Below are 10,568 nucleotides of genomic sequence, written 5' to 3' on the forward strand. Positions count from 1 at the left end.
GGGGTCGGGAATAACCGTTTTTTGATGACTTTCCCTCCCTGGCTGTGTCATTAAATTCCCAATTGCCTTTCCAAACTCTCCACCAGATTGTCATCCAGTTTCAAAGCCTGCGACAGACGGGCGAGGAAGACGGTTTCTTTCCGCGACAAATCGGCACATACCAGTCTTGCCGCCAGATAGGCCTCCGCTGCCAACGCCTCATCGTTGCCGACGGAGGCGGCGATGTCTTCGATGCTTGCGGGCAGGCGGTATTCGGCGGCGAGCCATGCGGCAGTTTCGGGGTCTGTGCCGCTTTCCTGTTCGATAGTCCGGCGTTCGGCTTCGTCTATCATGCCGTCTGAAGCAGCGGCGGCTATCATTGCGCGCAATACGGTGCGGTTGTATGTTTCTTCAGTTTCTCCGGCAGGTTGGAAATCGCTTTGTGTTACGGTTGCCCGCCCTTTGTTTTGCTGCCACATCTGATAGCCTCGGTAGGCGAGGTAGCCCAAAGCGGCGGTTGAACCGATTTTGGTAATGGTTTTGCGGTTTTTACCGTTCAGCAGCATGGAGGCGACACCGGCAACCAGCGCGCCTCCGCCAAATGAATTGAGCGGGCTGTCGGAGAATGTGGTGCCTTTTTTTTGAACCGTGCTTAAGACTTGGTTGAGCAGCCGGGTGAAGTTCATGATTTTTCCTTTCTGTTGCGGGAAGGGCGGTATGTTTACCCTATCCTTTTAAACGGTGGCAGGCCGGCTAGTAATTGTTGACCGTACCGCTGTGTTTTGATGCGGTTGTCGAGGATGGTTACGCGGCCGTAGTCTTGTTCGGTGCGGATGAGGCGGCCGACAGCCTGGATGAGTTTGATGCCGGCTTCGGGGACGGTGATTTCAATAAAAGGGTTGCCGCCGCGCTGTTCTATCCAGCGGTTTTGGGTTTTTTCGATGGGGTTGTCCGGCATCGCAAACGGCAGCTTGGCAATGATAACTTGCACGCAGGCGGTGCCGGGCAGGTCGAGGCCTTCGGCAAAACTGTCGAGGCCAAAAATAATGCTGGCTTTGCCTTCGGCAATGGCTTGATGATGCCTTTGTAAAAGAACGGCCTTGGGCAACTCGCCCTGCACAAGCAGAAGCGGCAAGTATTCGTCAGGCAGGCGCAGGGCGACATCCTGCATTTGTTTGCGCGAGGAAAACAGGACGAGTGTGCCGATGGCTTCGGTGGGCGAAATAAGCTTGGGCAGCCATTCGATGATGGCGGCGGTGTGGGCTTCGGGGTCTTTGGGGCTGGCGTATATGGGGGGGATGTAGAGTTCGCCCTGTTTTTCAAAGTCAAAGGGGCTGTTGAGGGCGAGGGTGGTGGTTTCGGGTAGCCATTGTAGCCCGGTTTGACGCAAAATCAGGTTGAAGCTGCCGAGCGATTGCAGGGTAGCCGAAGTCAGCACCGCGCCTGCCGCGCGCCGCCACAGGCTGTTGGCAAGGTGGGACGCGCTGCTGATGGGGCTGGCGTTGAAAATATAGTCGTTTTTGTCGTCGGCGCGGCGGGTTATCCATTTTGCCAGCGGCTCTTCGCCTTCGAGGGGGACGGTGGAGAGCAAATCCCAAACCGCGCTGATTTGTTCGATACGGGCGATAAAAAGGCCGAACTCGCTGGTCAGGCGGTCGAGGAGCGCGCCGTCCTGTTCTTTTTCGCGGCGTGCGGCAGAAAGCGCATCGTTCAGTCCGATAACGTGTTTGAGCAGGCTGCGCGCAGCAATGGCCGTATTGGAAACGGTGGTTTCGAGGCCTTCGGGGATTTTGCCGTCTTCCCACAGCCAAGTCGGTTCGCTGTTGGTTCGTCTGTCGTTTTCAGACGGCCCCATACTTAAAGACGGCTCTTCCGCCAAATGGAACTGCCATTCGTGCAGGCTGTCGAGCAAGGATGCGGCAGCTTCGTCGGCAAGGTTGGCAAGTTCGGCTTTATCGGTAAGCGCGGCAATTTTGCCGGTAAGCTGCGGCAGTTTTTCCAGCGTCCATACGGCAATATTCCATGAATGTTCGGCGGCAAAACGGCTGAGGGCTTTTTTGGGCAGGTGGTGCGCTTCGTCGATGCAATAGAAACTGTTTTCGGGATCAGGCAGAATCACGCCGCCGCCCATGCTGATGTCGGCAAGCAGAAGGTCATGGTTGGCAACGACGACATCGACGGTTTCCAAGACATCGCGTGCCAGGTAAAAAGGGCATTCCGGACGGTTGGGACAGGCGGTTTTCAGGCAGCCGTGGCGGTCGTTGGTCACTTTGAGCCAAATCGCGTCATCGATTTTTTCCGGCCAAGTGTCGCGGTCGCCGTTGAACCGTCGGGCGGAAAATTCGTCGGCGATGTTGCGCAGCAGCTTCAATTCTTCGGGCTTGGGTTTGCTGTCCCACAAGACGGCGGGGGTTTCAAAGCCGAGCAGGTTTTGCTGGGCGTTGCTTTGCGTCAGTTGATAGAGTTTGTAAGGGCAAAGATAACGGCCGCGCCCTTTGGCAAGTGCAAAGGTCAGCTCCAAACCGCTTTTTTCGACCAGAAACGGCAGGTCGCGGTCTACCAACTGCTCCTGCAAGGCAACCGTCGCGCTGCTCACAATCAGCCGTTTGCCGCGCGTCTGCGCCATGATACCGCCCGCAAGCAGGTAGGCAAGCGATTTGCCCACGCCGGTCGGGCCTTCGATTACGGCAATGCTCTCGCCTTCGCGCTTGGGCGGCTCGCCGCCTTCTTCGCGCGTCAACGTCCGCGAAAAAGCGTTGGCAACCGCCGCAATCATTTCCCGCTGCGAAGCACGCGGACGGAAACCTGGCAGGTTTTTGCCGATATTTTGGTAATGGTCGCGGATGGCGTTTTTTTCTAAATCGGTGAGCATGGCGTTTTGTACGGCGGTAGAAGTGGGCTTATTTTAACATTGCATGGAAGTGGTACAATATCGTTGTCGGAATGTGGGTGAGGTGAATCGTGCGGACGTGGTTGGTTTTTTGGTTGCGGCGTTTGAAATACCCGTTGTTGCTTTGGATTGCGGATATGCTGCTGTACCGGTTGTTGGGCGGCGCGGAAATCGAATGCGGCCGTTGCCCTGTACCGCCGATGACGGATTGGCAGCATTTTTTGCTGGCGATGGGAACGGTGTCGGCTTGGGTGGTGGTGATTTGGGCATATCTGATTATTGAAAGTGAAAAAAACGGAAGATATTGAGTCATTCGGACACAATGCCGTCTGAAACGGAAGTTCAGACGGCATTTGTTTTAGGTTGCCGTGCCGCTTAGGGAATACCGGCGACAGGATGGGCGGGATAGCCGTGGGTGTCGATGCTGCCGGCGGCGCGCCACGGGGTATGGATGACTGCCGCCGGTAGGTGGGTAAGCTCGGGGATATGCCGTCTGACAAAGGTGCCGTCGGGGTCGGTCTTGTGTGCGGCGGCGGCAATGTCGGGGTAGGTGTGCCGTGAGGCGGCAAGCCGCCAGTTGCCTTGGTTGATTGCTGCATCGAAATCGGTCAGCTGTCGGGCAAACCATATCTCGCCTTCGCGGCGGGGGAGGTTTAAAACGTGGCAGAAAAAATCCGCGCTCAAGCGTCTCAGGGCGGGGTGGAGGCTGCCGGTTTTGTGCAAACAGCGCATCGCGGCATCGATAATCGGAATGCCGGTCCGGCCCTGCTGCCAGAGTGCCAGATATCGGGTATTTTCCGGATTGCCGTCTGAAGGGGCATCATCCGCGTGCTGCAAGGCAAGCTGAAGGAAGAAGTCGCGGCGGATGATGTTGTCCGCCCACGCGTTCAGACGGCGTTCGAGGCTTTCCCGCGCGAGCAGGCGCGGCGAGATGCAGCCGGCACTCAAATACGCGCCCATCAGCGAAGTGTTTTTGCGCGAAGGGAAATCTTTTAAAACAGAGTAGGAATCCGCCTGTTCGAGAAACCGCCACCACTGCCGCCAAGCCGCCGTTTCGCCGCCGTTTTGCGGCAGGAAGATGCCGTCTGAAAGGGCGGCAGGCGGCGGGGCGGAAAGGTTTTCGGGGAACGGTTGGCGGTATGCCGCGAATAGGTCCGGATCGGCGGGGGGCTGCTTGGAAAAGCGGTCGAGCCATACTTCGCGGTAGCGGTCGAAATCGGTGTGTGCCGTACCGTTGTCTGGTGTCAGGTCGGTTTTGCCGAAAACGGAACGGTCGTTGACGAAGGTCAGCCTGATACCGTGTTTGTCCAGCTCATGCCAAAGGGCGTTGTCGGCGAGTTTGTCGGCAAAAGTATGGGGTTCGTCGGCGATGACGGCGCGGATATTGAGGTGGACGGCGAGCCGGACGAGCCCGGCAGGCGATGCCGCCGTGTAGAGCGGAATGCCGCGCCCTGCAAGCCCTTGGGCGAGTTCGGCGGCGGATTGGCGGTAGAACGTGGTGCGGCGGGGGTTGTCTGTTTCGGCATCGTCAATCCAAATACCGATAACGGACAAACCTTCGGCAACGGCGGCGCATAAGGCGGCGTTGTCGCGGATGCGGAGGTTTTGGCGGAACCAGACGAGCGTGCGCGCGGAGCGCGTGTCCGCATAAAGGGGGCGGGCGGTTTCAGACGGCATTTCGGCAGCCTTTCCTGCTGGCGATTTTTTCGTTCAGAAAATCGATGAAGCTGCGGACTTTCGCGCTTAAGAACGCCCTGTCCGCATAAACGGCGTTCAGGCGGTCGGTCAGGACGGCGTATTCGGGCAGCAGCCTCACCAGCGAGCCGCAACGCAAATCGTGTTCCGCCGCCCAAAACGGCTGATAACCGATGCATGCGCCCGCCTTAATCATTTCGCGCATCATCAGCGTATTGTCGGTACGGATGACGGGGGTCAGTTCAAGCCGGTATTTTTTGCCGTCCGATTTGTGGGTGATGTCGAGTTTCTGCTGGTTGGTGTAGGTCGGCAGGACGGCGGGCAGCCTCGTTACTTCTTCCGGCGTTTTCGGTACGCCGTTGCGCCTCAGGAAATCGGGCGAGGCAAGTAGGGCAAATTCGATCTCCGCCAGCGGGCGCGCAATCAGCGAAGGGGAAAGGGTTTGGGAAACGCGCAACGCCAAATCCACGCCTTCGGCAATCAAATCGACGTGGCGGTTGTCCAAAATCAGTTCTAATGTTACTTCGGGATAACGTTCGCGGTATTCCGCCAGCCAGTTGCATATCAGGCTGCCGGCAAACCACAGCGGCATCGTTACGCGCAGCAGCCCCTGCGGTTTTTCCGTCCCTCCGGCGGCTTTTTGCGCGGCATCGTCGAGCGTGTCGAGCGCGTAACTGCATTGCCGGTAGTATTCTTCCCCGGCTTCGGTCAGGCTGAGGTTGCGGCTGTTGCGGTGCAGGAGTTTGGCTTGGACGGTGTTTTCCAAGTGGCTGACGTGTTTGCTTGCCATTGCGGTGGAGATGCCGAGCGCGTCGGCGGCGCGGGTGAAGCCGCCGCTTTGGACGACTTGGCGGAAAACTTTGAGGCTGAACAGGGTGTCCATATTTTCTTGTGTGGAAAAGTTGTATCAATAAAAGCAGTATATATTTGAAACGGGGAAACATCTATACTCTGCCGCCTGAAATGAAGACAAATATCGAAGGAGCTTTTATGTCCGATTGCTGCAAACGTATCCAACCTGTTCTGCTTTCTGTTTTGCGTATCGTAACCGCCTACCTGTTTTTGTTGCACGGTACGTCGAAATTCTTCGCCTTCCCCGTTGAAATGGGCAGCGGTTCGCCCGGCGGGCTGATGCTGCTTGCCGGTATTTTAGAAATTGTCGGCGGCATTTTGCTGGTGTTGGGCTTGTTTGCGCGCCCTGCCGCGTTTGTTTTGTCCGGCCAGATGGCGGTTGCTTATTTTATGGCGCACGCTTCCGGAAATGCTTTGTTTCCGATTGCCAACGGCGGCGAGTCCGCCGTGCTGTTCTGCTTCGTATTCCTTTATATCGCGGCGGCGGGCGGCGGCGCGTGGTCGCTGGACAGGCTGTTTTTCAAGCGTAAAGCCTGAACCGGACTGCCTAAATGTATTTTGTTGAATGTTTTTGAGGAAAAGAAATGAGCCGTCAATCCCTGCAACAGGCTGCGGAAAGCCGCCGTTCCATTTATTCGCTAAATAAAAACCTGCCCGTCGGCAAAGATGAAATCGTCCAAATCGTCGAACACGCCGTTTTGCACACGCCTTCTTCGTTTAATTCCCAATCTGCCCGCGTGGTCGTGCTGTTTGGCGAAGAGCATGATAAGGTGTGGCAATTTGTCGAAGACGCGCTGCGTGCCGTCGTGCCTGCCGACAGTTTTGAACCGACCGTGCAAAAATTGAAGCTGTTTAAGTCGGGTGCGGCAACTATTTTGTTTTATGAAGATCAAAATGTTGTCAAAGGTTTGCAGGAGCAGTTCCCTGCTTATGCCGCTAACTTTCCCGTTTGGGCGGATCAGGCGAACGCTATGGTACAGTATGCCGTCTGGACGACGCTTGCCGCGGTCGGCGTAGGTGCAAACCTGCAACATTACAACCCCTTGCCCGATGCGGCGATTGCCAAAGCGTGGAATATCCCCGAAAACTGGCTGTTGCGCGCGCAAATGGTTATCGGCGGTATTGAAGGGGCGGCAGGTGAAAAGACCTTTGAACCCGTTGCAGAACGTTTGAAAGTGTTCGGCGCATAATTTAGCAGTCAAAAAAATGCCGTCTGAACAGGGTTCAGACGGCATTTTTCAGTATCAGGCAACGAGTTTTTCGCATTCTTTGATACAGTCGAGGCAGGACTCGTAACATGCTTTGCATTCCGCATGGTGGGCGGCATGTTCTTTACAGGCTTTGGAACATTGTTTGCACGCTTCGAGGCACACTTTTGCCGCGTCGCGTGTCAGAGGGGAATTTTGTGCGGCAAGGTCGTGCACCGCGCCGCATAAGGCAAGCATTTGGCGCACGGCAACCGCGCAGTCGGACATAGACGTATCGCCCTGAGTGAGCAGGGACAGGCAGTGGGTCAGGCAAACCTGTCCGGCATCCAGACAGTGTGCGGCAGTTTGGCGGACGGCGGTGTAGGCGGATGCGGCGGCAGGCTGCATATCGTGATGATGATGATGGTGGTCGGCGTGTCCGTGCGCACGCGCGAAAGAGGCGGCGGAAGCCAGAGAGACGGCAGCGGCGCTGCCCAAAAATTGACGACGGTTCATAATGTTTCCTTTATGGTTTAAGAAAGTGGGGCAGGCACAAGGCACTTCCCCGCATACTGCCCCGACCGTGGGGCTTTTTTTGAACAACCGGCTGATTTTGCCGGTGCGGGATTGTCGCACGGGCAGGCAGTTCGGCTATTCGGAAATTTAAGAAAAGGCGCATCAACATGCGCGCGTTCTGCACACATACTGCTTGTTGAGTTAGATTTCATATGGGCTATGGTTTGCATTTCCAAATACGCTTGTTATTTAAAAAAAGAAAAATAAACCTGTCTGTTTGGAAATAGCCAGTTGAGTTAGAAATAAAATATTTTGATATATTCTAGGAGGAATATCTGTCAGTACCTGATGTAAATTATCTTGTAAAAAATTTTTTAGAATAATTAATTTTCTTAAATCAATTATTTTTTCATCCTCATAATCATCTATATATGTATCTATTATCTCATTTATTTCATCAAAGAAATTTTTCTCAAATAACAAATTAACCTCTTGTTCTGAAAGTTTAAATACATATAGTTCATTATCATCAGCTTGATCGTAATCTAATTTTTTCATAGCTTCAGCACTTAACGGGACTATTATCTGTTTCATGTCAATGACCCCTCATCTTAAAATGTGTTACTTCATTATATTCAGCTTGAGTGCGCCCCTGCTGATTACCATCCGCATTAATTTTATTATTTGGCATATTACCATTCAAATCCAAATAAGGTCGTTTCCAGATATTTTAGTATCTAAAATTCTAAAATAATTTCCTTCAATATCATGAATAATTTGGATTCCATTTTGCCCCTGATAAATTGCTTTACCTTTAGGAGTAAATCTAACCGATGGATTGGTTCCTATAAAGGTTCTTACTGTTTTGAAATAATGCGCAGACATAGTAACAGACAAAAAGCCGTCTGAAATCGGTTCAGACGGCACCCGTTTTCAAACCTTACAAACCCGGGAACATCCCTTTCATCCCCCTCATTCCTTTCGCCATACGCATCAGGTTGCCCAAGCCTTTCCCGCTGAACATCTTCATCATCTGCTGCATTTGTTCAAACTGTTTGAGCAATTTGTTCACTTCCTGCACGGTCGTGCCCGCACCCATCGCAATACGGCGTTTGCGGCTGGCTTTGAGCAGGGCGGGGTTGGCGCGTTCTTTGGGGGTCATCGAGTTGATGATGGCTTCCACTTTGCCCATCGCTTTTTCAGCCGTACCTTCGGGGATTTGTTTCGATATTTGACCCAGTTCGCCCGGCATTTTCGACATCAGGTTTTCCAAGCCGCCCATATTGCGCATCTGCTGGATTTGTTCTTTAAAATCATTGAGGTCGAAGCCTTTGCCTTTTTGCAGCTTTTTCGCCATTTTGGCGGCGGCTTCTTCATCAATACCTTTTTGAACGTCTTCAATCAGGGTCAATACGTCGCCCATACCGAGGATACGGCTGGCAAGACGGTCGGGGTGGAAAGGTTCGAGGCCGTTGATTTTTTCGCCGACACCGATAAATTTAATCGGTTTGCCGGTTACGTGGCGCACGGACAAAGCTGCGCCGCCGCGCGAGTCGCCGTCCATCTTGGTTAATACGACACCGGTCAGCGGCAGGGCTTCATTAAATGCCTGAGCAGTGTTCACAGCATCCTGACCCAGCATCGCATCGATAACGAACAAAGTTTCCACCGGATTGACCGCCGCATGAAGCGCTTTGATTTCGTTCATCATCTCTTCATCGATTGCCAAACGACCGGCGGTATCGACCATCAAGACATCGTAAAAATGTTTTTTGGCGTAATCGACGGCGGCAGTTGCAATCTCAACCGGTTTTTGGTTGGTATCGGATGGGAAAAAGTCCACGCCGACCTGTTTGGCCAACAGACGCAGTTGTTCAATCGCGGCAGGGCGGTAAACGTCGGCAGATACTACCAAAACCTTTTTCTTCTGATCGTTTTTCAGCAGGCGGGCGAGTTTGCCGACGGTTGTTGTCTTACCGGCACCCTGCAAACCCGCCATCAAAACGATGGCAGGCGGCGCAACCGACAAATCCAGCGTTTTGTTTTCCCTGCCCATCAGTTCGGTCAGGGCTTTGTTTACCACGCCGATAAATGCCTGATCCGGCGTCAGGCTGCCCGCCACTTCCTGACCGAGGGCCTTTTCTTTGACGTTGTTGACGAACTCTTTGACGACAGGCAGAGCGACATCCGCCTCAAGCAGGGCGAGGCGGACTTCGCGCAAGGCTTCTTTAATATTGTCTTCGGTCAGTTTGGCCTGCCCGCGGATGTTTTTGAGGACATTGCTGAAGCGGCTGGTTAAATTGTCTAACATACTGGTCCTTGGTCTGAAATAAGAATAGCTTGCCCCATCAGGGGCATTCTTTGTTAAAATAAAATCAAAATAATTTGATGCGGCTTGTGTGCCGGACAGCATATCGGCAAATCCGTCAAGGCTTGCCCGAAACGGGGATTTTACAATTCCAACGTTAAAAGTTCCAATATTTCATAAGCGGCCGCATACGGCACAACAGTATAGATAGAGAAAGTCCACCATGCCGACAGTTTTCATCTTTTTGACGGCGGTTTACGCAGGATTGGGTGCATTTGCATGGCACTGCCAACAGCAGGGGCGCGGCCGGGATTACCCGTGGAAGACGGAATTGCCGGTTTTGGGCGCGGCATTGACCGTCCACGGCGCGGCACTGCTGATGCCGGTCATTCAAGACAAAATCATCATTATGGGCTTCGGGTATTCCGGCAGCCTGATTGTTTGGATGATGCTGTTTATTTATTTTGCCGGCAGCTTCTTTTATCCGCTGCGCGGAGTGCAGTTGCTGCTGTATCCTTGCGCCGCACTGATGCTGCTGTCAGGTTTGGTTTTTCCTGGAAAATTCTCGGGATATGAAATTACCGACCTTCCCTTTATGCTGCATATCGGAACCTCGCTGCTCGCATACGGGCTGTTCGGCATAGCAACATTATTGTCCGTTTTGACCCTGCTGCTGAATCGGAGCCTGCACCGCAGGAACTTCTCCAAGCTCGCAGGATTCCTGCCGTCGCTGCTCAGTTTGGAAAAACTCATGTTCCAGGCCATGTGGGCAGGTTTCATCCTGCTGACCTATTCCGTCGTCAGCGGAACATTCTTCGCCGAAACCGTATTCGGCAAACCCATGACCTTTACCCATAAAACCGTATTCGGCATATTGTCATGGCTGATTTACGGCGGACTGCTGCTCAAGCACAGCATGACCGCATGGCGCGGCAAAAAAGCCGCCGTGTGGACCATCATAGGATTTGTCAGCCTGATGATTGCCTATATGGGCAGCAAATTCGTATTGGAAATCATTCTGAAAAGATAAGAAGAGCCAACAGATGCCGTCTGAAGCCCCGAGTTTCAGACGGCATATTCACAAAGGCGCACCAGCCGGAGGAGGGCGAGGAAGGGATTATTGGAGGTGGTGCAGCATTTG

At 53.6% G+C, this 10,568-nt stretch carries 12 protein-coding genes; 3 read left to right on the plus strand and 9 right to left on the minus strand.

Annotated elements, in window-relative coordinates; all coding sequences use genetic code 11:
* Positions 1–50: 50 nt before the first annotated feature.
* From Q3O06_RS01695 to Q3O06_RS01715, 5 genes are all read right to left on the minus strand, one after another.
* Positions 51–665, minus strand: a complete 615-nt coding sequence (locus tag Q3O06_RS01695; protein WP_301817296.1) for a tellurite resistance TerB family protein — start codon at positions 663–665, stop codon at positions 51–53.
* Positions 666–700: 35 nt separating this feature from the next.
* Positions 701–2,851 carry an ATP-dependent DNA helicase DinG gene (gene dinG, locus Q3O06_RS01700; RefSeq protein WP_301817298.1) on the minus strand — a complete coding sequence of 717 codons (2,151 nt, stop codon included), beginning with the start codon at positions 2,849–2,851 and terminating at the stop codon, positions 701–703.
* 28 nt (positions 2,852–2,879) lie between these two features.
* Complete coding sequence (locus Q3O06_RS01705) at positions 2,880–3,182, minus strand: hypothetical protein (protein WP_301817299.1); 303 nt, start codon at positions 3,180–3,182, stop codon at positions 2,880–2,882.
* 62 nt (positions 3,183–3,244) lie between these two features.
* Complete coding sequence (locus Q3O06_RS01710; RefSeq protein WP_301817301.1) at positions 3,245–4,546, minus strand: FAD-binding domain-containing protein; 1,302 nt, start codon at positions 4,544–4,546, stop codon at positions 3,245–3,247.
* Positions 4,536–5,447, minus strand: a complete 912-nt coding sequence (locus Q3O06_RS01715) for a LysR family transcriptional regulator (protein ID WP_301817302.1) — start codon at positions 5,445–5,447, stop codon at positions 4,536–4,538. Before Q3O06_RS01715 ends, Q3O06_RS01710 begins: the two co-directional genes overlap by 11 nt.
* Positions 5,448–5,554: 107 nt before the next feature.
* Here Q3O06_RS01715 and Q3O06_RS01720 point away from each other — a divergent pair, with 107 nt between their 5' ends.
* Positions 5,555–5,953, plus strand: a complete 399-nt coding sequence (locus Q3O06_RS01720; RefSeq protein WP_301817303.1) for a DoxX family protein — start codon at positions 5,555–5,557, stop codon at positions 5,951–5,953.
* 47 nt (positions 5,954–6,000) lie between these two features.
* Positions 6,001–6,606, plus strand: coding sequence for a nitroreductase family protein (locus Q3O06_RS01725; protein WP_301817304.1), 606 nt, complete (start codon positions 6,001–6,003; stop codon positions 6,604–6,606).
* Positions 6,607–6,660: 54 nt separating this feature from the next.
* Here Q3O06_RS01725 and Q3O06_RS01730 read toward each other — a convergent pair whose 3' ends face one another.
* The 4 genes from Q3O06_RS01730 to ffh all read right to left on the minus strand — a co-directional run bounded on the left by Q3O06_RS01730 (position 6,661) and on the right by ffh (position 9,430).
* Positions 6,661–7,119, minus strand: a complete 459-nt coding sequence (locus tag Q3O06_RS01730; protein WP_301817306.1) for a four-helix bundle copper-binding protein — start codon at positions 7,117–7,119, stop codon at positions 6,661–6,663.
* 249 nt (positions 7,120–7,368) lie between these two features.
* Positions 7,369–7,713 (minus strand): hypothetical protein, encoded by a 345-nt coding sequence (locus tag Q3O06_RS01735; protein ID WP_301817308.1) that lies wholly within the window; start codon positions 7,711–7,713, stop codon positions 7,369–7,371.
* A gap of 105 nt (positions 7,714–7,818) precedes the next feature.
* Positions 7,819–8,046, minus strand: coding sequence for a hypothetical protein (locus tag Q3O06_RS01740; protein WP_301817309.1), 228 nt, complete (start codon positions 8,044–8,046; stop codon positions 7,819–7,821).
* Between the two features lie 13 nt (positions 8,047–8,059).
* Positions 8,060–9,430: a signal recognition particle protein gene (gene ffh / locus Q3O06_RS01745; protein WP_301817311.1), complete on the minus strand. Its 1,371-nt coding sequence runs from the start codon at positions 9,428–9,430 to the stop codon at positions 8,060–8,062.
* A 220-nt stretch (positions 9,431–9,650) separates the two neighbouring features.
* Here ffh and Q3O06_RS01750 point away from each other — a divergent pair, with 220 nt between their 5' ends.
* Positions 9,651–10,457 carry a cytochrome C assembly family protein gene (locus Q3O06_RS01750; protein WP_301817313.1) on the plus strand — a complete coding sequence of 269 codons (807 nt, stop codon included), beginning with the start codon at positions 9,651–9,653 and terminating at the stop codon, positions 10,455–10,457.
* Positions 10,458–10,568 lie beyond the last annotated feature (111 nt).

Origin of the sequence: Neisseria maigaei (assembly GCF_958267405.1) — a bacterium.
Classification (GTDB): Bacteria; Pseudomonadota; Gammaproteobacteria; order Burkholderiales; family Neisseriaceae; genus Neisseria; species Neisseria bergeri.

What these genes read in the sequence shown, in the direction of transcription:
- Q3O06_RS01695 (WP_301817296.1), bottom strand. Translation starts at nt 665, where the DNA reads ATGAACTTCACCCGGCTGCTCAACCAAGTCTTAAGCACGGTTCAAAAA.
- dinG (WP_301817298.1), bottom strand. Translation starts at nt 2,851, where the DNA reads ATGCTCACCGATTTAGAAAAAAACGCCATCCGCGACCATTACCAAAAT.
- Q3O06_RS01705 (WP_301817299.1), bottom strand. Translation starts at nt 3,182, where the DNA reads ATGACTCAATATCTTCCGTTTTTTTCACTTTCAATAATCAGATATGCC.
- Q3O06_RS01710 (WP_301817301.1), bottom strand. Translation starts at nt 4,546, where the DNA reads ATGCCGTCTGAAACCGCCCGCCCCCTTTATGCGGACACGCGCTCCGCG.
- Q3O06_RS01715 (WP_301817302.1), bottom strand. Translation starts at nt 5,447, where the DNA reads ATGGACACCCTGTTCAGCCTCAAAGTTTTCCGCCAAGTCGTCCAAAGC.
- Q3O06_RS01720 (WP_301817303.1), top strand. Translation starts at nt 5,555, where the DNA reads ATGTCCGATTGCTGCAAACGTATCCAACCTGTTCTGCTTTCTGTTTTG.
- Q3O06_RS01725 (WP_301817304.1), top strand. Translation starts at nt 6,001, where the DNA reads ATGAGCCGTCAATCCCTGCAACAGGCTGCGGAAAGCCGCCGTTCCATT.
- Q3O06_RS01730 (WP_301817306.1), bottom strand. Translation starts at nt 7,119, where the DNA reads ATGAACCGTCGTCAATTTTTGGGCAGCGCCGCTGCCGTCTCTCTGGCT.
- Q3O06_RS01735 (WP_301817308.1), bottom strand. Translation starts at nt 7,713, where the DNA reads ATGAAACAGATAATAGTCCCGTTAAGTGCTGAAGCTATGAAAAAATTA.
- ffh (WP_301817311.1), bottom strand. Translation starts at nt 9,430, where the DNA reads ATGTTAGACAATTTAACCAGCCGCTTCAGCAATGTCCTCAAAAACATC.
- Q3O06_RS01750 (WP_301817313.1), top strand. Translation starts at nt 9,651, where the DNA reads ATGCCGACAGTTTTCATCTTTTTGACGGCGGTTTACGCAGGATTGGGT.